Raw genomic sequence first — 21,732 nt, forward strand, 5'->3', positions numbered from 1 at the left:
TCAGGCATTGTCCCGGATGCCCGCGAAGAGGTCGTCCTCGGGGAGGGAAGTGTCCACGAGCGACTTGGCGAGCTCGTACTCCTCGGTCGGCCAGACCTCCTTCTGGAGGTCCAGCGGCACGCGGAACCAGCCGCCGTCGGGGTCGATCTGCGTCGCGTGCGCGAGGAGCGCCTTGTCACGGATCTCGAAGAACTCGGCGCACGGGATGTACGTCGTCAGTGTGCGTTCGGCGCGCTGGAACTCCTTCCAGCGCTCGAGCCATTCCCCGTACGGGGAGTCCATTCCGCGTTCCAGCAGCGCCTCGTGCAGGGCGACGGTGCGCGGGCGGTTGAAGCCCTGGTTGTAGTAGAGCTTCTGCGGCTGCCAGGCCGGGCCCGCGTCGGGGTACTTCGCCGGGTCCCCCGCGGCGTCGAAGGCCACCATCGAGATCTTGTGGGTCATGATGTGGTCGGGGTGCGGGTAGCCGCCGTTCTCGTCGTATGTCGTGATGACGTGCGGCCGGAACCGGCGGATCAGCTTCACCAGCGGCTCGGCGGCCTCCTCGACGTCCTTGAGCGCGAAGCAGCCCTGCGGCAGCGGAGGCAGCGGGTCCCCCTCGGGCAGGCCGGAGTCGACGAAGCCGAGCCACTCCTGCTTGACGCCGAGGATCTCGCGGGCCTCGTCCATCTCGCGGGCCCGGACCTCGTGGATGTGCTCCTCGATGTACTTGTCGCCCTGAAGCTTGGGATTGAGGATGGAGCCGCGCTCACCACCGGTGCAGGTCGCGACCAGCACGTCCACCCCCTCGGACACATACTTGGCCATGGTGGCCGCGCCCTTGCTCGACTCGTCGTCGGGGTGGGCATGGACGGCCATCAATCGAAGCTGCTCAGTCAAGACTCGATCCTCAGTGATTCGTCGCGATGGGCGGCTTCTATAGTGACCGAATCGGGGGGCGGAAAATTCCTGAGCCCCTGACCAGGAGGATCGATCATGAGCGTGGCTGGTGAGCTGCCCGAGGGCCGGTACGGCCGTTCCGCGGACGCGCGCGCCGACCGGACACTCAAGATCGTGGGGGCGGTCCTGGCCGCCGGCATGATCGCGCTGATCGGCTGGTTCGGGTACAGCCATGTCGTGGCCAAGGATCTCAGCGCCGAAATGATCAAGTTCAAGGTGGTTTCGGACACAGAGGTGCAGGTGCATCTCGAAGTCCGGAAGGACGCCGGCGCGAGCGGCGTCTGCACGCTCAGCTCGCAGGACGAGCAGCACCGCGAAGTGGGCCGCAAGGACGTTCGGTTCGACCAGCGGGCCGACCGTGTGGACGAGATCGTCAAGCTGCGTACGACAGGCCGCGCGAACATGGTGGAGCTGGTCGGTTGCCAGTCCGGCACCGGCCGCTGAACCACCCGCGGGCACATACGGGACGTCAAACGTCCTCCCCCTTTTCCGCCTGAATTGTTAGGCTCGTGGTTTCGCCCGCCCATGACGGCACATCCTTTGGGTAGGGCGATGCTTTGTATTCCCAGTACCGACGAGGAGCACCTGTGACCCAGACGACCGAGAGCGTCACCTGGCTGACCCAGGAGGCGTACGACCAGCTCAAGGCCGAGCTGGAGTACCTGTCGGGTCCCGCACGCACGGAGATCGCTGCCAAGATCGCGGCGGCCCGTGAGGAGGGTGACCTGCGGGAGAACGGCGGTTACCACGCGGCCAAGGAGGAGCAGGGCAAGCAGGAGCTCCGGGTGCGGCAGCTGACTCAGCTGCTCGAGCACGCGAAGGTCGGCGAGGCCCCTGCGACCGCCGGTGTGGTGGCGCCCGGCACGGTTGTCACGATCGCCTTCGACGGCGACGAGGACGACACGATGACGTTCCTGCTGGCCTCGCGCGAGTACGCGTCCTCGGAGATCGAGACGTACTCGCCGCAGTCCCCGCTGGGGACCGGCGTCAACGGCAAGAAGATCGGCGAGAACGCCGAGTACGAACTGCCGAACGGCAAGAAAGCTTCGGTGAAGATCCTCGAGGCCAAGCCCTACTCCGGCTGACCGGCCCGTACGCACGCAGAACAGACAGGAGCCCCCGGCCGTCACACGACGGCCGGGGGCTCCATCTCGAGTGCCTGCGGTCAGACGGCCGCCGAGCGGTACTTGCGCACCGCCAGGGTCCGGAAGAACGCGATGATCAGGACCGACCAGATGATCGATGCCCACACGGGGTGCTGCATGGGCCAGGCGTCGGGTGCCCGGTAGCCGGGCGGCAGGTTCCCGAAGAGCTCCCGGGCGGCCTGCACGGTGGCGCTGAACGGGTTCCACTCCGCGATGTGCCGCAGGAAGGTCGGCATGTTGTCCGACGGCACGAACGCGTTCGAGATGAAGGTCAGCGGGAAGAGCCAGATCAGCCCACCGGACGTGGCCGCCTCGGGGGTGCGGACCGAGAGGCCGATCAGCGCGCCGATCCAGGAGAAGGCATAGCCCAGCAGGAGCAGCAGGGCGAAGCCGGCCAGCACGCTGCCGACGTTCTCGTGGGTACGCCAGCCGACGATCAGGGCGACGATCGCGAGAACCACCAGGGTCAGCGCCGTCTGGACCAGGTCGGCCAGGGTGCGGCCGGTGAGCACCGCGCCACGGGCCATGGGCAGCGACCGGAAGCGGTCGATGAGGCCCTTGTGCATGTCGTCGGCGATGCCCGCGCCCGCACCCGCCGTGGCGAAGGTGACGGTCTGGGCGAAGATGCCGGCCATCAGGAACTCGCGGTAGGCGGCGGGCGAGGTGTTGCCCTCGACGGAGATGGAGCCGCCGAAGACGTAGCTGAACAGCACCACGAACATGATCGGCTGGATCATCCCGAAGATGATCATCTCCGGGATGCGGGTCATGCGGATCAGGTTGCGTTTGGCGACGACCAGCGAGTCGGAGACCGACTGGACGATGCCACCGCGCGGCCGGGGTGCCGCGACCTTCACGGCGTCCTGTACGGCAGTCACTGTGCGGCCTCCTCGTCGGCCTTGCCGGTTTCCTCGGCCCTGTCGGCCCTGTCGGCCTTCTTGGCCTTCTTGTTCCTCGCCGCGCCGGGACCGGCGCCCTCGCCGGTCTCGTCGTCGAGCTCAGCCGCATGACCGGTCAGCGAGATGAATACGTCGTCGAGAGTCGGGCGGCGAAGGCCGATGTCGTCGATCTCGACGCCCCGGGTGTCCAGCTCGCGGATCACCTCGGCGAGCAGCTTGGCGCCGCCCGCGACCGGGACGGTGAGCTTGCGGGTGTGGTCCTCGACCGCGACCTCGCCCTTGCCGAAGCCGCGCAGCACCTCGCCGGCGGGCTCTATCTGCTCGCGCTGGTGCACGACCACCTCGACGCGCTCGCCGCCCGTCTGGGCCTTGAGCTGGTCGGAGGTCCCGCGGGCGATGACCCGGCCGTGGTCGATGACGCAGATGTCGTGCGCCAGCCGGTCGGCCTCTTCGAGGTACTGGGTGGTGAGCAGCAGTGTCGTACCGCCGGCGACCAGTTCCTCGATGACCTCCCAGAGGGCCATACGGTTTCGCGGGTCGAGTCCGGTGGTCGGCTCGTCCATGAACATCACGGGCGGGCTGACAACCAGGGCGGCCGCGAGGTCGAGCCGGCGGCGCATACCGCCGGAGTAGGTCTTGGCCGGCCGGTCGGCGGCGTCGGCGAGGTTGAAGCGGTCGAGCAGTTCGCCCGCGCGGACCTTCGCGTCCTTGCCGCTCATCTGGTAGAGCTGACCGACCATCTGGAGGTTCTCGCGACCCGTCAGGTATTCGTCGACGGCAGCGAACTGGCCGGACAGGCCGATGGAGCGGCGGACCTCGTTCGGATGCCTGAGCACATCGATCCCCGCGACGACCGCCTTGCCGCTGTCGGGCTGCAGCAGGGTGGTCAGTACGCGCACGGCGGTGGTCTTGCCCGCGCCGTTGGGACCGAGCAGGCCCAGGACCGTGCCCTCGGGGACATCGAGGTCGACGCCGTCCAGAGCCCTTACGTCGCCGAAGGTCTTCACGAGCCCTTCGGCGTAGATGGCGCCTGGCATGTGGGTTCTCCCAGTTTTTATTTTGGGTGATTGCGAGGACACGGTATCGCGTTATATCGCGTTCCTCAACGGGTTCGGCCCCATCGGCCGGACGGATCCTGCCCGGACGGGTTCCGTCGGACGGGTTCCGCCGGACGGATCCTGCCGGACGGTCCTACTCGATGACCGTGTAGCCCGCCTCGCGAAGCGCCTCACCGACCTCGACGCAGTGCTCCGGGCCCTTCGTCTCCAGATGGAGCTCCACCTCCACCTCCGTGAGCCCGAGCCGCGGGTCCGTCCGTACATGGCCCACGTCCAGGACGTTGGCGTCCACCACCGACAGCACCCCCAGAAGCGTTGCCAGCGCCCCCGGCCGGTCCGTCAGTCGCAGCCGGAGGGACAGATACCGTCCCGCGGCCGCCATGCCGTGTCGCAGGATCCGCTGCAACAGCAGCGGATCGACGTTGCCGCCGGACAGCACCGCCACCACCGGCCCGTCGAACGACCGCGGCTCGCTCAGCAGCGCCGCCACCGGGCTGGCGCCGGCCGGCTCGACGACGAGCTTGGCCCGCTCCAGGCAGAGCAGCAGCGCGCTGGAGAGCGCGTCCTCGGAGACGGTACGGACCTCGTCGACCAGATCGCCAATGATTTTGAAGGGGACATCGCCCGGACGGCCGACCTTGATGCCGTCCGCCATGGTCTGCGGCGCGTCGAGCGACACCGGATGCCCGGCGGCAAGAGAGAGCGGATAGGCGGCCGCCCCTGCCGCCTGCACGCCGACGATCTTCACGTCGGGCCGCAGCGCCTTGACCGCCACAGCGATACCCGCCGCGAGGCCGCCGCCACCGACACCGACGACGATCGTCCGTACCTCCGGGCACTGCTCCAGGATCTCCAGGCCCAGCGTGCCCTGCCCGGCGATGATGTCGCGGTGGTCGAAGGGGTGGATGAAGACGGCGCCCGTCTTCTCCGCGTACTCCTGCGCCGCGGCAAGGGTCTCGTCCACCACCTGACCGTGCAGGCGCACCTCGGCCCCGTACTCCCGGGTCGCCGCGACCTTCGGGAGCGGCGCCCCGGCCGGCATGAAGACCGTCGACCGTACGCCGAGAAGGGAGGAGGCGAGCGCGACGCCCTGGGCATGGTTGCCCGCGCTCGCGGCTACGACCCCCGCCGCCTTCTCCTCGGGGGAGAGGCCGGCGATCCGGACGTACGCGCCCCGCAGTTTGAAGGAGCCGGTGCGCTGAAGGTTCTCGCACTTGAGGTGGACCGGGGCTCCCACCAGGTGGGACAGGTGCCGGCTGCCCTCCATCGCGGTCACTCTCGCCACCCCGGAGAGCATCTTCTGAGCACCACGGATGTCATCGAGGATCAGGGGAGGCAAGGGGTGTGACGTACGGAAGCTCATGACCGCCAGTCTCGCAGCTCACAGGCTCCCCGGCCGCCCCGGAAAAGGCGTGGGTACGGGTTTGCTCAGCGCAGGTACGGGGCCGCTTCCGGCCGCGTACTCTGTCCCCCAACCCACCGACCACCGCACGAAGAGAGCCCCAGGCCATGCCCACCACTCCGGACATGACGACCCGTTTTGACCAAGGCCTCCTCGATGCCCTCCAGCACCAGGTGGCCGTCTTCGCCCGCCGTGCCGAGCAGACCCGGCTCGGCGGTGTCGGCCAGGTACGCAACTCCATGGACCGCGCGGCGTACCTGCTCCTCAACCGCCTGGACCAGGAGGGACCGATGGGTGTCAAGGCACTCGCGGCCGGCATGGGAATCGACTCCTCCACCGTGACGCGGCAGGTCGCCCCGCTCGTCGACACCGGCCTCGTCAAGCGCACCTCGCACCCGGAGGACGGCCGCGCGGTCGTACTCCAGCTCTCCCCGCGCGGCCTTGCCCGGCTGGAGGAGGTGCGGTCCTCGCGTCGCGAGCTGATGGCGCAGGTGACGGAAGGCTGGAGTCCGGAAGAGCGCGAGTCGTTCTGCACCCTCCTGACCCGTTTCAACTCCTCCCTCTCCGCCAGGATGGCCGCAGCGGCCGAGGCGGACGCCGTCTCCGATGCCGGGGGCGTTCCGACCTCTTGACCCGGGCGCCGCACCTGGCCTCATATGAGTGCCAGGAGGAACGGTGCGAGAACGGGCGGCGAACCACGGCAGCCGCCGGGCCCGGGAGTTCGAGGCATTCGTCGCGGGCGCGGCCGGCCGGCTGCTGCATGCGGCGACACTGCTCACCGCAGAGACGGACGAGGCGAACGAGGAGGCGCAGCGGCTGCTGACGGCCGCCCTCGCCCACACGTACGCGGAGTGGGACCGGCTGCGCGGCGAAGACCCGTACGACCACGCCCGTCAGGAACTGGCCGCCCGCTTCGCCCGCACCGCCTGGCGTCACCACAAGGCACGCGGGGGCGTACTGGCCCGGCTGTCCCCGCAGGAGCGCCTCGTCCTCGTCCTGCGGCTGTACGAGGGGGCCGCCGAGGAACAGACGGCGGCGCAGCTCGGCCTGCCGGTGGAGCGGGTCCGAGCCATCTGCACGCGCGCGACGGCCGCCATGCGCAGCGGCCGGCCCGGCGGACCGCCGCCCCCCGCGCACCCTCGGCCGACGGCCGCCCGGCCCGGGGAGGTGGCGCCGTGAGCCCGCCGGACCGCAAGGAGGACGAGGTCCGCCGGATGCTGGAAGGTCCGCACCCGGCGGTACCGGCGGATCTCGCGGGTCACGCGGCAGAACGCGGCCACCGCATACTGCGCCGCCACCGGGCGGCACGGCGGTTGCTGTGGCTGCTGCTGGTGGTGGCCGTGGTCGCGTTCTCGGTGTGGGCGGCGCTCGCCGAGCCGTGGCTGGAGCCGTCGTCGGACATCGCGCCGCCGCTGGAGGGCTGGTGAGCGAGGTCGACCTGGGAAGGCAGCGGGACAGCCGGCGAGAGAGCAGCCGTTTCATCCGGTTCTATGCTGGTATGAGCGGCATACAGCATGAGCCGAGGAGGCCGTCATGACCCGAAAAGTTGCCGACTGCCGCAACTCGCCGAGCGTAATGAACTGCAGCCTCACCATCTCCGGTGAGGAGGAGGAAGTCGTCCGGGCCGCCACCGAGCACGCGGTCTCCGTCCATGGCCACGAGGACAACGCCGAGCTGCGTCAGATGGTCCGCGGCTCGCTCCAGGACGAGAAGGTCAACGCCTGAGCGGCACCCGGTTCCAGGATCACGCGCGCATGATCCCGGAACCGGTCCGTCTCTCCCGCCTTCCGGGCCCGCCCTGGAGGGCGAAAGCAACCGAGGCATCGTCAGCCCCGTTTTTTGGGGCGTCAGCCCCGGAAGGCGTCAGCCCAGCGCCTGAGCCAGGTCCGCCAGCAGGTCGTCGGCCGCCTCGATACCCACCGACAGGCGGACCAGGTCGGCGGGAACCTCCAGGGCCGACCCCGCCACCGAGGCGTGGGTCATCCGGCCCGGGTGCTCGATCAGCGACTCGACTCCGCCCAGGGACTCGCCCAGCGTGAAGATCTTGGCCCGGTTGCAGACGGAGACAGCCGCCTCCTCGCCGCCCTCGACCTGGAACGACACCATCCCGCCGAACGCCCGCATCTGCTTGGCGGCCACCTCGTGCCCCGGGTGCTCCGGCAGACCGGGGTAGAGGACCTTGGTGACCTTTGGGTGCTTGGTGAGCATCTCGGCGATGCGCCCGGCGTTCTCGCTGTGCCGGTCCATACGGACCGGCAGCGTCTTGATGCCGCGCAACACCAGCCACGAGTCGAAGGGCCCCGCGACCGCGCCCATCGCGTTCTGGTGGTACGCCAGTTCCTCGCCCACCGCCGCGTCCGCCGCGATCAGGGCGCCGCCGACGACGTCGGAGTGACCGCCCATGTACTTGGTCAGCGAGTGCACGACGATGTCCGCACCCAGAGACAGCGGCTGCTGCAGATACGGGCTGGCGAACGTGTTGTCCACGACGAGCTTCGCTCCTGCCGTGCGCGCGATGTCAGCGACGGCCGTGATGTCCGTAATGCCGAGCAGCGGGTTCGACGGCGTCTCGACCCAGATCACCTTCGTCTTGGGGGTCAGCGCGGCCCGCACCGCCGCCGGGTCCGAGGTGTCCGCGACGGACCACTCCACGCCCCAGCGCGACACGACCTTCGCGAAGAGGCGGAAGGTGCCGCCGTAGGCGTCGTTCGGGATGACCACATGGTCGCCGGGCTCGAGCAGCGTGCGCAGCAGGCAGTCCTCGGCCGCGAGGCCGGAAGCGAAGGCGAGTCCGCGCCGGCCGCCCTCCAGTGCCGCGAGGTTTTCCTCCAGCGCGGTGCGGGTCGGGTTCGCGGAACGGCTGTACTCGTAACCGCCGCGCAGCCCGCCCACGCCGTCCTGCTTGTAGGTGGAGACCTGGTAGATCGGCGGGACGACTGCGCCGGTCAGAGGGTCTGCGGTGTTGCCCGCGTGGATCGCGAGAGTTTCGAAGCTGTGAGGGTCGCTCATGGATCAGAGCCTAGTTCGTCAAGGGGGGAGGTGGTCTGGTTCGCTTGAGGCATGGAGATTCTCTGGTTCCTGATCGCGCTGGGCATGCTGGCGGCCGTCATCGGTCCGTACGTCATGCGCAGGCGCGCCGGCCTGCGGCAGGTCGCGCCCGGCACCCCGGACGCCGCCGACCCCGCCGACTACGGCTTCGTACGCCAGGAACTGCTCGACATCCGGGTGCCCGGACGCGACCAGGACCTGATGGACGTCCTGGAGCTGGTGCAGCGCACGCAGGACTGGCGGGCCGCATCGCAGCTGCTGGCCGGGACCGGCAAGGACGGCGAGGCGCGCTGGCAGCGCGTGCAGGCGTTCGCGGGCGCGGCGGCGTTCGAGCTGGCCCAGCAGCCGGGCGTCGGTGGCCGCTGGCTGCAGACCTGGCGCGCGGAGGCGCCCAAGGACGCGGGCGGGGCGCAGGTGCACGCGGAGTTCCTGGTGCAGCAGGCATGGCGCGCCTCGGGCGGCGTCGGCGCCGACGACCACCGGATCATCCTCGAGGAGGCCCGTACGGTGTGCCGCGAGGCGGCGCTGCTGGCCCCCGGGGACCCCGTCCCGTACATCGTCGAACTCGCCGTCGCGCGCGGACTGGGCTATCCCCGCGAGGAGTTCGAGGCGCTGTGGGCGAAGATCATCGACCGCGCGCCGTCACACATGGGCGCGCACCTGGCGGCGCTGCACTACTGGTGCGAGAAGTGGCACGGCTCGCGCGAGCTGGCCGACGCCTTCACGCACGCGGCCGCGGCGCGCGCGCCGCAGGGCAGCCTGCTCGCGGCGCTGCCGCTGTTCGCTGTGTACGAGCACCTGCCCGAAGTGAACCTGGTGCAGGGCTTCTATCAGAGCGCGGTGGTGACCCGCGCCGTCGAGGGCGCGCTGTTCGCGGTGCACTCGGCCCGCGCCGACGACCCGATGCTCGCGCACGTGCGCCATCTGCTGGTGTTCTTCCTCGTCCGCTCCGAGCGGTGGGCGGAGGCCATGGACCAACTGCGCCACGTGGACGGATACGTGGGGGCGCTGCCGTGGTCGCACAGCGGCGACCCGGCGGCCGAGTACGCGGTGTACCGGGCCCTGGCGGTGGCGGGCTACGAGGCGAACGGCGGCAACCCGGCGACGCTGCCGCACTGAGGCGGAGGGCGGGGGGGGCCGTGGAAGGGGCCGGCAGGGTCAGGAGTGCACTGGGCCAGTTCCCGGCTGAGGCAGCCGGCGGGACGGGCCACGGCCGGCCGGAATCCCTCGCCCCACCCAGACGTTGTCAGAGGTGACGTCGTCAGAGGTGACGTCCGCCCCCGGAGGAGACCAGATGTTCCTGCACCGTACCCCCGAGCTGCCCACCCCCGAGGAGGCCCTGAAGGGCCGGCCCGAGCCGGAGTTCCAGGTCCCTTCCCGCCACACCGTCCTGGGCAACCCGCTCCTGGGCCCGTACCCCGAGGGCCTGGAAGTCGCGGACTTCGGCCTGGGCTGCTTCTGGGGCGCCGAGCGCAAGTTCTGGCAGACACCCGGAGTCTGGACGACGCTGGTCGGCTACCAGGGCGGCCACACCGAGAACCCGGCGTACGAGGAGGTCTGCTCGGGCCTCACCGGCCACACGGAGGCGGTCCGCGTCGTCTTCGACCCGTCCGTCGTCTCGTACACCGCACTGCTGAAGCTGTTCTGGGAGTCCCACGACCCGACCCAGGGCTTCCGCCAGGGCAACGACGTGGGCACCCAGTACCGCTCCGCGATCTACACGCACTCCCCCGAGCAGGCGGAAGCGGCGGAGGCGTCGCGGGACGCATACCAGCCGGTGCTGACGCGGACGGGCCACGGCGAGATCACCACGACGATCCTCCCCGCCGAGACCCGCACCTTCTGGCCGGCGGAGCCGTACCACCAGCAGTACCTGGACAAGAACCCGGGAGGCTACTGCGGCATCGGCGGCACGGGGCAGGCGTGCCCCATCGGCGTGGCATCGGCGGACGGCTGAGCCGCTGGTCGGCCCGCGATCAGGTAACCGGATGCGGCCCGTATCCGGTCACCGTCGCACTCCGAAACCGGTCACCGTCTGACCTGGCAAGGCGCGGGGAGTACCTGAGCCCGCCTGGTCAGCGGGGGCGGGCCGCGGCGCAACGCACGCAGGTGTTCGCTGCCGGGCGTACCTCGAGGCGTTCTGCCGGGATCGGCTCGCCGCAGCCCTCGCACTGCCCGTAGTCCCCACGCTCCAGCCGTTCCAGCGCCCGATCCAGATCGACCAGATGGTCGCGCGCCTGCGCGAGCAACGAGGCGACATGGGCCCGCTCGAAGGCGGTGCTCGACCCCTCCGGGTCGTGCTCGTCGTCGACCGCCACCAGGGCATTCGCCTCGACGATCCCGTCGTAGTCACGGCTCAGTGCCGCGATCTGCGCGCTCGTGCCGGCGCGTTCGACCGACAGCCGCTCGCGGACGATCTCCCGCTCGGATCGGAGGAAACCGGCATCAGGGGATGAATCACTCACCAATGCGACAACATCAACATTCGGGTTCGCATTCCGCGCAACCCGCGCTCTGGGTGCGATGGCCCGGCCCCTTCCCCGGCCCCTTGTTCGCCGTCCTCGGCCAGAACTACTGCGGCATCGCCGGTTCGGGCAGGCACGCCCGATCGGATTCGTGCCTGCCCTGACGAACGTCCGACCTTGTCGCCCAACCTCTGGAGAACCTGCGACAGTCCGCGCGGACCGCGCCGCCCGGCGCGGAGCAAGCGTGGCCGGATCAGCCCTCGGCGATCTCACGGACCTCGGCGGTGACGGTCCAGTGCTCCGGGTGGATCTGCAGGAACCGGTTGGTCCACTCCAGGGCCTCGGCCTTGTCCTTGGCCTGGATGATGGAGTATCCGCCGATGACTTCCTTGCTCTCGGTGAACGGCCCGTCGGTGTAGTGGATCTTGCCACCGGACCAGGTGACCCGGGTGCCCTCGGAGGTCGGGGCGAGTCCGGCCGTGTCCAGCATGACCCCGGCCTTGGTGATCTCCTCGAACAGCGCGCCCATGCGCTCCTCGAACTCGGGGCCGGGGTCGTCGGTGGGGGCATTCTGCTCGTCGATGCGGATCATCGTCAGGTAGCGCGGCATCGTCACTCCTCGGTCGGGAGGGCGGGGACGTCCCCTGCCTCTCACCCCTACGTCGAACGGGCGACGGCCGGATCGACACCTCCCTTGAGGTTCTTCCCCGAGATGCTGCGCAGCGAACGAGGCGTCGGGGACCTGCGCCTGCTGGGGCCCGGCTCTCAGGCGGTTGCGTCGTCTCGCCGTACCTGGTTCTTGGCGGCTCGGAGCCGGGCGCCGAGGTTCGCCTTCGCGGCGGGCCACTCGTCGGCGAGCAGGGAGAAGTAGACGGAGTCCCGCCATGTGCCGTCCGGACGCAGGCGGTGGCGTCGCAGTACGCCTTCACGCTTGGCGCCGAGCCGGGCGATGGCGGCTTGGGAGCGATGGTTCATGTGGTCGGTCTTCAGCTGCACGCGCCCCATGCCCAAGTCTTCGAAGGCATGGGTCAGTAGCAGCAGCTTCGCCTCGGTGTTGGCCGCCGTGCGCCAGAACGCGCGGCCGTACCAGGTCCAGCCGATCTCCAGACGCTCGTCCGCCGCGTCGACGTCCATGAACGTGGTCCAGCCGATCGCACGGTCGGTCGCACGATGAATGACGGCGAACGGTATGTACGTGCCCCGCTCGGCGGACGCGAGCAGCTCTGCGAGTTTGAGGCCGAGATCTGCTCGCGCGTGCGGTGTCGGCCCTCCCTGCCAGCGCCAGACCTCGTCGTCCCCTCCACCGGCCGCGAAGAGGTCGTCGAGATGATCCATCGCCAACGGCACGAGGCGTACGTGGTGGCCGGTGAGCGTTACTGGCAAGGGTGTCTTGGCAGGCATGATCCAAACGGTAGAGGCATTTCACACTAGATGCAATGCCATTTTGTACTAGTACTAAACCGGTGCTGCGCCCGCGTGCCCAGCGGCGTTCACCCAGTGGCCCGCTGCCGGTGCGGTGGTGCCCGTTACAGTCTCGGCCGTGGGGATCAGTCTGGTAGCGCGGTCGCGCGGCGGGGTCGGGGAGGCTGCCGCGGGCGTGGTCGGCCGTTGGCGGATGTGGCAGTTCTGGCGGGTGCCGGTGATCGTTACGGGCTTGGCGGTGCCGCTGTACGTCCTGTGGGCAGCCGAACTCGCGACCGGCGGCGGGGACCTGGCCGCGCAGCTGGCGTGGGCCGGATTCACCGCGCGGCATCCCGGGTCGGCGTACAACCTGTCGTGGTACGGCGGCACTCACAGCGCCAACTACAGCCTGCTCACCCCCCATCTCATGGCCGCGCTGGGAGTGCGGACCGTATCGGTGGCGGCCGGGCTCGCGGGGTCGTGGGTGATGGCGAGGATCCTCGTACGGGCAGGGCTGCGCAGGCCGTTGTGTCCTGCGTTGCTCGCCTCCGCCGCACTGTGGTGCAACGTCGTGTCGGGGCGTACGACTTTCGCCCTGGGAGTGGCGATAGGGCTCCTCGCCCTCCTGTACAGACGGCGGTTGCCGGTCGCGGTGCTGTGCAGCGCGCTGGCGACGATGGCGAGTCCGGTGGCGGGGCTGTTCCTGGTGGTCGCCGGTGCCGCCTATGTCCTGGACCGGCAGTGGCGGAAGGGCGCCGCGCTCGTCGTGGCGCCCTTCGTGGTCGTGGGGACGACGACCGTGCTCTTCCCGTTTCAGGGCGAACAGCCCATGGCCCCCGGCAAGCTGTGGATGCCGCTCCTGGCGTGTGCGGCTCTGTGCATGGCGGCGCCCCGGGACTGGCGTGTGCCGCGACTCGGGTCCGCGGTGTACGGGGTCGGGGTCGTACTGACGTTTCTGATCGCCTCGCCGATCGGCACGAACGTGGAGCGGCTGGTTGGTCTCATGGGGCCGCCCGTCCTGCTGGCCGCGGTACTGGCGGCGGGGCCGCGCGAGGAGTCCTGTACTGGGCCGTCCGCGGGGCCGCGCGCGGGGCGGTGGCCGCAATGGCACTGGCGGCGCGGCGTGCTGGCCGGGGCGCTCGTCGTGTCCTGCTTCTGGCTGGCCGACAAGACCATGGACGACGTGCGGGTGGCGACCGAGATACCTGCCTGGGCCGCGCAGACGGAAGGGGTGCTGGCGGAGCTGCGACGGCTGGACGCCGAACGGGGCCGGGTCGAGGTGGTGCCGGCCCGCAACCACCGGGAGGCGGCCGTGCTGGCGCCGTACGTGAACATGGCGCGCGGCTGGAACCGGCAGCTGGATGTTGAGCGCGGGCGTCTCTTCTACGACGGGAGCCTGACCGCGGAGACGTACCGGGCGTGGCTGGACCGCTGGGCCGTCCAGTACGTCGTCGTGCACGCGGGCCGGCCGGACGGCCCGGCCGAAGGGGAGGCGGCCGTAGTGGCGGCGGCGCCGGACTGGCTCGAGCCGGTCTGGTCCGACGCGGGCTGGCGGATCTACCGGGTGCGGGACGCCGTGCCGCTCGCCACGGCACCGGCCTCGGTCGTACGAGGCGACAGCGCGGAGCTGGTGATACGGGTGCCGAGGGCGGGGACGGTGACGGTGCGCGTCGCGTACTCGCCGTGGCTGCGGGCGGAGGGGGCGTGCGTGCGCCAGGACGGCGAGTGGACCTCGCTGACGGTGCGGAAGGCCGGTGACTACCGGCTCGGCTCGGAGTACGCGGGTTACGCGGCGGATGTGCTGCGAAGCCGGGGGTGCTGAGTGGCGGGTGGGGGCGGGGGCGCGCCCACCCCGTACGGGCAGCCCTTTCCGCGCCGCCCGTACCCGGCTTCGAGACGCTGTACGCGGTCTCCGCCAACTCCCGCCGCTTCTGGAAGCTGACCCGGCAGTTACACCCCGGCCGACGACGCCGAGGCGTACGCGGACCGGATCCAAGGCGCAGAGAGCCCTCTCGACCCGGAGGCGCCGCAGGCGGGCCCTATGCCGAGCCGGGGTTCACGCTGCCGTATCTTCCCTGAGCCGAGCGACGGTCTGTGAGGCGTCGTAGTCCGGGTCGACGCCTTCGACCAGGATCACTTCGCCTTCCATGTGCTTGGTGCGAAGCGGCAGGATCTCCTGGTACGCCGCCGAGAGGTACCAGTCGCGGGCCTCTGTCATCCCCGGAAACCGGATCATCACGATGGTCCCGGGCCACGGCCCCTCGAGAACCTCCACGGTCTTGCCGTGGACGATGAAGCGCCCGCCGAACGGATCCAGCGTGGCCTGGATCCGCTCCATGTACTCGAAGATCTCCTCGTTGAGCCGCTCGGGGCGGATGTGGCCAACGGCGTAGGCGGTCATGGCTGCTCTCCTGGTGTCGTCATGCAGCCTGGCGGCTGCCCCGGCCCGACCTGTCGTCGAGCTGCCTCGATGCTTGCCGACCGGTTCCCGCTCGTCGATTACGTCCGAGGTAAAGACGCACTCCCCTGCCCCAAGCCTCTCTGTGCGCGGCGACCTTGGAGGACGCCCAGGTGACCATCGCCGGCGTCGTACCCTGAGCGTCCACCGTCGCCGAGTCATCAACGGAAAGCTACAAGCCAGGTCGCAGCCGGCCGACCGATCGCGCGTCCAACCGATCGCGAACGGCCGAGGATCCCCGCGGGGCGGCATGCTGCTCTGCCCCCTGGTGCCCGAAGACGCCCGCAGCAGAAGTGGACAGCGGGCTGTGCGCCGTCAGATCGTCGCCGTGTCGATCACGAAGCGGTAGCGCACATCGCTCGCGAGCACCCGCTCGTACGCCTCGTTGATCTGGTCGGCACGGATCAGCTCGATCTCGGAGCCCAGTCCGTGCTCCGCGCAGAAGTCGAGCATCTCCTGCGTCTCGGCGATGCCGCCGATCATCGAGCCCGCCAGCGTCTTGCGGCCGCCGATGAGCGAGAACATGTTCAGTGAGTTCGGCTCCTCAGGGGCGCCGACATTCACGAACGTGCCGTCCGTCTTGAGCAGTGCCAGGTAGCAGTCCATGTCCAGCGGCGCCGACACCGTCGAGACGATGAGGTCGAAGGTGCCGGCGAGCTCCTCGAACGTCGTCGGGTCGCTCGTCGCGTAGAAGTGGTCGGCGCCGAGCTTCAGCCCGTCGTCCTTCTTCCGCAGGGTCTGGCTGAGTACGGTCACCTCGGCGCCCAGCGCATGCGCGATCTTCACGCCCATGTGGCCGAGGCCGCCCAGACCGACGATCGCGACCTGCTTGCCGGGGCCCGCCTGCCAGTGCGCGAGCGGCGAGTACAGCGTGATGCCGGCGCACAGCAGTGGGGCGGCGACGTCCAGGGACAGACCGTCGGGGATCCGGACGGTGTAGTTCTCGTCGACGACGATGTGGGTGGAGTAGCCGCCGTACGTGGGCTCGCCGTTCTTGTCGATGGCGTTGTACGTGCCCGTCGCGCCCTGGCTGCAGTACTGCTCCAGGCCCTGCTTGCAGTACGTGCACTCCCCGCAGGAGTCGACGAAACAGCCCACGCCCACCCGGTCACCGACCGCGAACCGGGTCACGGCGGGGCCGGTGGCTGTGACGACGCCGGCGATCTCGTGGCCGGGCACCATCGGGAAGATGGCCTCGCCCCAGCCCTCGCGGGCCTGGTGGATGTCGGAGTGGCAGATCCCGGCGTACTTGATTTCGATCAGGACGTCGTGCTCCCCGACCGGGCGGCGCGGCACGGTGGTGCGCTCCAGCGGCGCCTTGGCTGCCGGGGCGGCATACGCCGCAACGGTGGTGGGGGAGGCACCGGTTGTCGGAGTGGTCGTCGGAGTGGTCGTCGGAGGTGTTGTGGCGGACATGCCTGAGACTCCTTGGCAAGGGGAAGGGTGGGTGCGGCGGGCGTGGTCCGCGCCGGTCGCACGAGCAACCCTGCAGGAAGCCGAGCCGGTCACCCAGACCACCGCTTCGCCTACGACCAGTGGTCCTACTACTGCTGGGGTCAGGCTCCCGTGCGTATGAGCGGCGATACTGGCCGCATGGACCAGCGAGCCGAACTGAGTGAGTTCCTCCGCTCCCGCCGGGCGCGGCTGCAGCCCGGGGACGTGGGGCTGCCCAGTTACGGCCGGCACCGCCGGGTGCCGGGGCTGCGGCGTGAGGAGCTGGCGCAGCTGGCGGGGGTCTCGGTCGCGTACTACACGCGGCTCGAGCAGGGGAACGGGCGCAACGTGTCGGCCGAGGTACTGGACTCGATCGCGCGGGCACTAAGGCTCGACGACACCGAGCGGGCCCACCTCACCCACCTCGCCAAGCCCAAGCTCAAGAAGAAGAAGCCGGTTCGCCCGCAGCAGGTGCGGGTGGAGCTGCAGCGGCTGATCGACGCGATGGACGGCGTGCCGGCGTACATCCTCGGACGGCGCCTCGACGTACTGGCCTGGAACCGGATGGCGCGAGCGCTCCTCGGCGACTTCGCCGCGCTGCCGCCGGCCGAGCGCAATATGGCGCGGATGGTCTTTCTGGATCCCAACTCCCGTGAACTGTACGCCGAATGGGAGTGCAAGGCGTGCGAGGTGGTCAGCTATCTGCGGCTGGACGCCGGCTGCCACCCGGACGATCCGCAGCTGTCGGCTCTCGTCGGTGAACTCTCGGTCAAGGACGAGGAGTTCAGGAACCTGTGGGCGGCTCACACGGTGCGGGACAAGGGGCACGGCATCAAGCGGCTGCGCCATCCGCTGGTGGGTGAGCTGACGCTGTCGTACGAGACGTTCCGGCTGCCCGACAACCAGGAGCAGTCCCTGATCACCTTGCACGCCGAGCCGGGCTCGGCATCGGCGGAGGCACTGAGGTTGCTGGCCTCCTGGGGCGTGGACACGGACGTCGACGCCGTCGGCCGCTGACGCCGCCGCCCCAGGCCGCTACGGCCACAGGCGGGGCTCCCTGGAGAGCCGACGCCGAGTGGGGAGAGAACGCGGAGACCCAGTGCATCCAAAACCGTTCGGGATGCGCCCAGTACCCACCGGCGGGTCCTAGACTCACCCATGCACACTGGTGAGGAACGGTAGTCCTGATGTATGAGCATCCTGATGGGTGCGGTCTGACCCGCACCCGACCGAAGCGGATGCAGTACCGGCCTGGCCTGCTGGAGGGCCTCGTCGCCGAGACCGGTGCCTGATCCTGACGCCACCGCGAAAGTGAAAACTCAGTAGCGAGCTCGGGCCGTTACACACGATCATGCGACGCATGATTGATCAACCCGCGCGATGGAGTCAGGCAACGGTCTACCCCGACATGTGGGCCGATCCGGACGATGACCCCCGCAACAAAGACGGGGCCAGTCCGGAGGGCGAGCCGGCGACGCTGCTGGACTTCCTGACGGGCTACCGCATGACGTTGCGGATGAAGTGCGAGGGTCTGGATGCGGAGCGACTGGCCCGGCGGTCGGTTCCGCCGTCGACGTTGTCGCTGCTCGGCCTGGTTCGGCACCTCGCGGAAGTGGAACGGGACTGGCGCAATTGGATCACGGACGGTGACCCGCTGCCGAAGCTTTACGGCGAGAAGGACGCGGACTTCAACGGAGCTGTCGCGGAGCAGGCCGTGGTCGACGCCGCGTACGCCGATCTGGAGCGCGAGCAGGCCGCGACCGACGCCGCGCTGGCCGAGCACCCGGATCTGGGCGAGCGGGTGGGGAAGGACCAGGTCGCGGTGCGGGAGTTGATGGTGCACAGGATCGAGGAGTACGCCCGTCACTGCGGGCACGCCGACCTGTTGCGCGAGTGCGTCGACGGAAGGGTGGGCCAGTGACGAGGGCCGGGATCTGCACCCGCCCCCACCGGCACGTCACCTCGAAGTGAAAGCCTCAGACAATAGTGCCCCACGCGCAGTGGCCCGCCGGAGCGTGTGCTCCGGCGGGCCACTGGTCGTTCACGTTCCGGCGGCTACTTCGCGAGGTACGCGTTGTAGACGGACACCGAACCGGTGTTGCCCTGCTTGTCCGTGACGACCGCGCGGAGGGAGACCGCCTTGCCCGCCGCGGGGTTCTTCACGCTGACCTTGCCGTTGCTGACGGTCAGCTTCTTCCAGGTCTTGCCGTAGTCGTACGAGACGTACGCGGCCAGCGACTTGAGGTTGGCACCCTTCGCCGCGCCCTGGACGGTCAGCGGAACCGCGACCGTCCTGCCCGCCGCGGAGGTGCTGTCCATGGCGAGAGTCGGGCCGAAGCGGACGGTGGAGGCCGGGAGCTGCACCTCGCCGCTCACCTTCTTGGAGCGGAACGTCCAGCTCGAGTCGATCCGGGTGGAGACCTTGGAGAGCGTCGCGTTGCGACGGACCGACGTGGTCAGCCGGTATGCGGCGTCACCGGCCGGAACGGCGAACTCGGCACCGCCCTGCAGCGGGTCCTTGTTCTCGCCCACCTTGACGCCGTTGCGGGAGAGAACCGTGGTGACGGAGGCGTACTGCGAGCCGCCGGGCTGGTTGTTCCCGTCGGCGAACAACGGCAGGAAGCCGTAGATGTTGTTGCCGTCGCGGAACAGTCCGAAGGACGCGTCGACGCGCGGGCCGAAGACACCGACGTTGAACGTCTGCGTGTAGCTCTTGCCCGGCAGGTAGACCCGCGACGAGCCGAGCGAGTAGCTCGCCTCGGTCACCGGGAAGCCTTCGGCGTCCTTGTCCCCGTACTGCTCGAAGTCCAGACTCCAGCTGACCTTGTCCGCGGTCGACAGGTACAGCGTCACGGTGGCGGGAAGCTTCCGCGGGAAGATGATCCCCGAGCCGCCGTCGCTCTCCGGCAGCTCGCCCAGCGCGCCGACCGCGCCCGTCTTGCCGGCGACCGAGGTGCCGAGCCGAGCCTTCACCGTGGCCAGATCGGCCGCCTTGAGGTGCTTGGTGTAGCCGGTGGCGAGCTGCTTCACCTTGGAGCCGAGGACCACGTGGTACTCGGAGCCGCCCTTCGCCCAGTGGCCGTCCCACTGCTGGAAGAGCGACCCGTCGGTGATCTGCGGGCCCAGGTGCTTGGTGCGGAAGTTCTCGTACGTGTCGAGCCACCAGCCGAAGCCGAACGAGCCCTCCTCCCCCGCCTCGAGGGAGTAGAACGGCGCCGCGAACGCGGACTTCGCCGTCGCGTCGGGAACGGTGATGTCCACCGGCTTGGCGGTCCGGGCGTCGATCGTGACCGTGGTGTTCGCCGCGACGGCGAGCTTGGGCTGGGCGATCCAGTCCGCGCCCTTCTTGATGTCCTCCGGGTCCGCGATGACGGCGGCGTCGAGCAGGTAACCGCCCTTGGGGGCGCGGACCGTGACCGTGCCGGACTCGTTGTACGGGTCGAACCGCGTACCGGCGGCGCCGCCCGACAGACCGGCGAGGGTCGTTCCGTAGAACTTGGCCGGAGCGCCGTCGCGACCGATGTGCTTGAGCGTCACGTCGTACGACTCGACCTCGCGCTCGACGGCGGCTGCCGTGCGCACGGTCTGGCCGCCGCCCGTCGCCACCACGTAGGCGCTGTAGGAACCGTCGAGTGTGCCCAGCTTGGTGTTGCTGGTCAGTTCCGCGTCGGCGGTGCCGCCCGCGGGGACGGTGATCTGCTGGGTGCCGAGGGTGAAGAAGCCCGCGGGTGCGGGGCTGCCGTTGGGACTGAGGGCCGTGACCGCGAGGTCGAGGGTGACGGCCTCCTTGCCCAGGTTGCGGTACGTGACCTTCTTGGTGACCGGGGCGTCGTCGGTGTGCGGCCACTGCTGCAGGCCGAAGCTGACCGACACCGGCTCGGCGACGACCGTCTGCGTCAGCGCCTGGTCGACCGCGATCCGGCCGCTGCCCTGCTGGAACGGGGTGTACGCGCCGGGCTTGGTGGATGCGGCCAGGGCGCCCTTGAGCTCCGAACCCTTCCACTCCGGGTGCTGCTGCTTGAGCAGGGCCGCGGCGCCCGCGACGTGCGGGGTCGCCATCGACGTACCGGAGATGGTCAGATAGCCGGGCGGGTTCTGGCCGACCTCCTGGTCGATGACGCTGCCGGGTGCGGCTGCCGCGGTGGTGTCCACGCCGGGCGCTGTGACGTCCGGCTTGATGGCGCTGTCGCCGACGCGGGGGCCGGTGCTGGAGAACTCGGCCAGCTTGTCGTTGTCGTCGACGGCGCCGACGGTGAGCGCGGCGTCCGCGCTGCCAGGGGAGCCGACCGTGCCGGGCCCGAACTCGCCGTCGTTGCCCGCCGCGATGGCGAACAGGGTGCCCTTCTCGGCGGAGAGCTTGTTGACGCCCTCCTCGAGCGGGTCGGTCTCGGGGGTGTCGAGGCCGCCGAGGCTGAGGTTGACGATGTCGGCGCCCTGGGCCACAGCCCATTCCATACCGGCGAGGATGCCGGAGTCGTCGCCGGAGCCACCGTCGTCGAGCACCTTGCCGTTGAGCAGCTTGGCGCCCGGTGCGACTCCCTTGTACTTGCCGCCCGACTTCGCGCCGGTGCCGGCGGCGATGGAGGCGACGTGGGTGCCGTGTCCGAAGTGGTCCTTGGCGTCGGTGGCGGACGTGAAGTTCTTCTCGCCGACCACCTGGCCCGCGAGGTCCGCGTGGGTGGCGTCGACACCGGTGTCGAGGACGGCGATCTTCACGCCCTTGCCGTCGTATCCGGCGGCCCATGCCTTGTCGGCACCGATCTGCTTGACGCTCTTGTCGAGGCTGGCCTTGCGGACACCGTCCAGCCACACCCGGGCGACCCCGGAGGCGGTGGTGCGTGACGCACTGCCGCGCTGCTCGCTCGTGAGCGCCTCCCATACGGCGCCCGCGTCCTCGTGGGGCGTGCTGAGAGCCTCGGCGTTCAGCGAGTTCAGGGTCCGGCGGACCTTGGTGCCGCCGGCGTCGTGGACTTCGGCCTTCGCGGCCGGGGCGGCGGCGCCCTTGTATCCGACGATCAGCTTGAGACCGCTGCGCTGGGCCTTGCGGTTCTCGGGCTTGGACAGCTCGGTGATGTCGAAGAGCCGCGCGTCCAGCTTGCCGCTGCTGATCAGGCGCTGCGCGTCGAACGGCACGACGCTGGTGTGCCCGTTGCCGCGCTGGACCTTCACGGGTATGTGCTCGCGTCCCTTGGCGCGTTCGAGGCCTACGGGCCGGCCCTTGGCGTCGATGACGACGCGGTCGCCGGTGATCAGCGTGATGCGCTGCTTGCCCGCGAGCGCGGCCCGGTCACCGGTCGCCTTTCCTGCGGACTCCGGCGACGGCGCCGCTGCGGACGGGGTGGTCATACCCGCCGCCAGCGCCACCGCGGCGGCTGCGGCGACGGTGGCCGTACCCGCCTTCTTCAGTTGTCTGCGCAAGTCTCCCCCTGGAGATGAAAGAAGCTTCTCGCGCGGGGAACGTGGACCGCCCCCCGGCATACGCAGTA

At 69.9% G+C, this 21,732-nt stretch carries 22 protein-coding genes; 11 read left to right on the forward strand and 11 right to left on the reverse strand.

All coding sequences use genetic code 11. The features are described 5' to 3' along the window. Window positions 1-876 (reverse strand): mycothiol conjugate amidase Mca, encoded by an 876-nt coding sequence (gene mca / locus AB0M62_RS28105; RefSeq protein WP_366077085.1) that lies wholly within the window; start codon window positions 874-876, stop codon window positions 1-3. 96 nt (window positions 877-972) lie between these two features. On the opposite strand from mca, the gene AB0M62_RS28110 reads away from it, so the two are divergent. Then, window positions 973-1,380 carry a DUF4307 domain-containing protein gene (locus tag AB0M62_RS28110; RefSeq protein WP_366077086.1) on the forward strand — a complete coding sequence of 136 codons (408 nt, stop codon included), beginning with the start codon at window positions 973-975 and terminating at the stop codon, window positions 1,378-1,380. 143 nt (window positions 1,381-1,523) lie between these two features. Beyond that, entirely contained in the window at window positions 1,524-2,021 is a 498-nt protein-coding gene (gene greA, locus AB0M62_RS28115) for a transcription elongation factor GreA (RefSeq protein ID WP_366077087.1), read from the forward strand. Between the two features lie 80 nt (window positions 2,022-2,101). Here greA and AB0M62_RS28120 read toward each other — a convergent pair whose 3' ends face one another. The 3 genes from AB0M62_RS28120 to ilvA form a co-directional block, all read right to left on the reverse strand. Then, on the reverse strand, window positions 2,102-2,959 hold the full coding sequence (locus tag AB0M62_RS28120; RefSeq protein WP_366077088.1) for an ABC transporter permease: 858 nt from the start codon (window positions 2,957-2,959) through the stop codon (window positions 2,102-2,104). After that, complete coding sequence (locus AB0M62_RS28125) at window positions 2,956-4,017, reverse strand: ATP-binding cassette domain-containing protein (RefSeq protein WP_366077089.1); 1,062 nt, start codon at window positions 4,015-4,017, stop codon at window positions 2,956-2,958. The genes AB0M62_RS28120 and AB0M62_RS28125 overlap by 4 nt, the downstream gene beginning before the upstream one ends. 154 nt (window positions 4,018-4,171) lie before the next feature. Next, window positions 4,172-5,401, reverse strand: coding sequence for a threonine ammonia-lyase (gene ilvA / locus AB0M62_RS28130; RefSeq protein WP_366077090.1), 1,230 nt, complete (start codon window positions 5,399-5,401; stop codon window positions 4,172-4,174). A 146-nt stretch (window positions 5,402-5,547) separates the two neighbouring features. On the opposite strand from ilvA, the gene AB0M62_RS28135 reads away from it, so the two are divergent. The 4 genes from AB0M62_RS28135 (at window position 5,548) to AB0M62_RS28150 (ending at window position 7,165) form a co-directional block, all read left to right on the forward strand. Then, complete coding sequence (locus AB0M62_RS28135) at window positions 5,548-6,072, forward strand: MarR family transcriptional regulator (protein ID WP_366077091.1); 525 nt, start codon at window positions 5,548-5,550, stop codon at window positions 6,070-6,072. A gap of 43 nt (window positions 6,073-6,115) precedes the next feature. Further along, window positions 6,116-6,619 (forward strand): sigma factor-like helix-turn-helix DNA-binding protein, encoded by a 504-nt coding sequence (locus tag AB0M62_RS28140; RefSeq protein WP_366077092.1) that lies wholly within the window; start codon window positions 6,116-6,118, stop codon window positions 6,617-6,619. Continuing rightward, window positions 6,616-6,867, forward strand: coding sequence for a hypothetical protein (locus tag AB0M62_RS28145; RefSeq protein ID WP_366077093.1), 252 nt, complete (start codon window positions 6,616-6,618; stop codon window positions 6,865-6,867). The genes AB0M62_RS28140 and AB0M62_RS28145 overlap by 4 nt, the downstream gene beginning before the upstream one ends. A gap of 106 nt (window positions 6,868-6,973) precedes the next feature. Further along, window positions 6,974-7,165: a DUF1059 domain-containing protein gene (locus AB0M62_RS28150; protein WP_366077094.1), complete on the forward strand. Its 192-nt coding sequence runs from the start codon at window positions 6,974-6,976 to the stop codon at window positions 7,163-7,165. Between the two features lie 138 nt (window positions 7,166-7,303). Here the strand turns inward: AB0M62_RS28150 and AB0M62_RS28155 are convergent, their stop codons facing one another. Continuing rightward, window positions 7,304-8,449: a cystathionine gamma-synthase gene (locus AB0M62_RS28155; protein WP_366077095.1), complete on the reverse strand. Its 1,146-nt coding sequence runs from the start codon at window positions 8,447-8,449 to the stop codon at window positions 7,304-7,306. 51 nt (window positions 8,450-8,500) lie between these two features. On the opposite strand from AB0M62_RS28155, the gene AB0M62_RS28160 reads away from it, so the two are divergent. Together AB0M62_RS28160 and msrA are read left to right on the forward strand one after the other, a co-directional pair. Further along, complete coding sequence (locus AB0M62_RS28160) at window positions 8,501-9,607, forward strand: hypothetical protein (RefSeq protein ID WP_366077096.1); 1,107 nt, start codon at window positions 8,501-8,503, stop codon at window positions 9,605-9,607. Window positions 9,608-9,782: 175 nt separating this feature from the next. Then, entirely contained in the window at window positions 9,783-10,445 is a 663-nt protein-coding gene (gene msrA, locus AB0M62_RS28165; protein ID WP_366077097.1) for a peptide-methionine (S)-S-oxide reductase MsrA, read from the forward strand. A 118-nt stretch (window positions 10,446-10,563) separates the two neighbouring features. On the opposite strand, the gene AB0M62_RS28170 is transcribed toward msrA, so the two are convergent. The 3 genes from AB0M62_RS28170 to AB0M62_RS28180 all read right to left on the reverse strand — a co-directional run bounded on the left by AB0M62_RS28170 (window position 10,564) and on the right by AB0M62_RS28180 (window position 12,354). Then, the gene (locus tag AB0M62_RS28170; protein ID WP_366077098.1) at window positions 10,564-10,953 is read right to left on the reverse strand and encodes a TraR/DksA C4-type zinc finger protein; all 390 of its coding nucleotides are present in this window, start codon (window positions 10,951-10,953) and stop codon (window positions 10,564-10,566) included. Window positions 10,954-11,206: 253 nt separating this feature from the next. Further along, window positions 11,207-11,563 (reverse strand): YciI family protein, encoded by a 357-nt coding sequence (locus AB0M62_RS28175; RefSeq protein WP_366077099.1) that lies wholly within the window; start codon window positions 11,561-11,563, stop codon window positions 11,207-11,209. Window positions 11,564-11,718: 155 nt separating this feature from the next. Beyond that, window positions 11,719-12,354: a GNAT family protein gene (locus tag AB0M62_RS28180; protein WP_366077100.1), complete on the reverse strand. Its 636-nt coding sequence runs from the start codon at window positions 12,352-12,354 to the stop codon at window positions 11,719-11,721. A gap of 214 nt (window positions 12,355-12,568) precedes the next feature. Here AB0M62_RS28180 and AB0M62_RS28185 point away from each other — a divergent pair, with 214 nt between their 5' ends. Next, the gene (locus AB0M62_RS28185; RefSeq protein WP_366077122.1) at window positions 12,569-14,176 is read left to right on the forward strand and encodes a hypothetical protein; all 1,608 of its coding nucleotides are present in this window, start codon (window positions 12,569-12,571) and stop codon (window positions 14,174-14,176) included. 234 nt (window positions 14,177-14,410) lie between these two features. On the opposite strand, the gene AB0M62_RS28190 is transcribed toward AB0M62_RS28185, so the two are convergent. Beyond that, complete coding sequence (locus AB0M62_RS28190; RefSeq protein ID WP_366077101.1) at window positions 14,411-14,755, reverse strand: DUF1330 domain-containing protein; 345 nt, start codon at window positions 14,753-14,755, stop codon at window positions 14,411-14,413. A gap of 372 nt (window positions 14,756-15,127) precedes the next feature. After that, a complete protein-coding gene (locus AB0M62_RS28195) occupies window positions 15,128-16,228 on the reverse strand; it encodes an NAD(P)-dependent alcohol dehydrogenase (RefSeq protein ID WP_366077102.1) in 1,101 nt (366 codons plus the stop codon). A 177-nt stretch (window positions 16,229-16,405) separates the two neighbouring features. Here AB0M62_RS28195 and AB0M62_RS28200 point away from each other — a divergent pair, with 177 nt between their 5' ends. Continuing rightward, the gene (locus AB0M62_RS28200) at window positions 16,406-17,263 is read left to right on the forward strand and encodes a helix-turn-helix transcriptional regulator (protein ID WP_366077103.1); all 858 of its coding nucleotides are present in this window, start codon (window positions 16,406-16,408) and stop codon (window positions 17,261-17,263) included. Window positions 17,264-17,597: 334 nt separating this feature from the next. Further along, a complete protein-coding gene (locus AB0M62_RS28205; protein ID WP_366077104.1) occupies window positions 17,598-18,167 on the forward strand; it encodes a DinB family protein in 570 nt (189 codons plus the stop codon). A gap of 134 nt (window positions 18,168-18,301) precedes the next feature. On the opposite strand, the gene AB0M62_RS28210 is transcribed toward AB0M62_RS28205, so the two are convergent. After that, window positions 18,302-21,592: a S8 family serine peptidase gene (locus AB0M62_RS28210; protein WP_366077123.1), complete on the reverse strand. Its 3,291-nt coding sequence runs from the start codon at window positions 21,590-21,592 to the stop codon at window positions 18,302-18,304. Window positions 21,593-21,732 lie beyond the last annotated feature (140 nt).

The organism is Streptomyces sp. NPDC051219 (genome assembly GCF_040682335.1).
Taxonomy (GTDB): Bacteria; Actinomycetota; Actinomycetes; order Streptomycetales; family Streptomycetaceae; genus Streptomyces.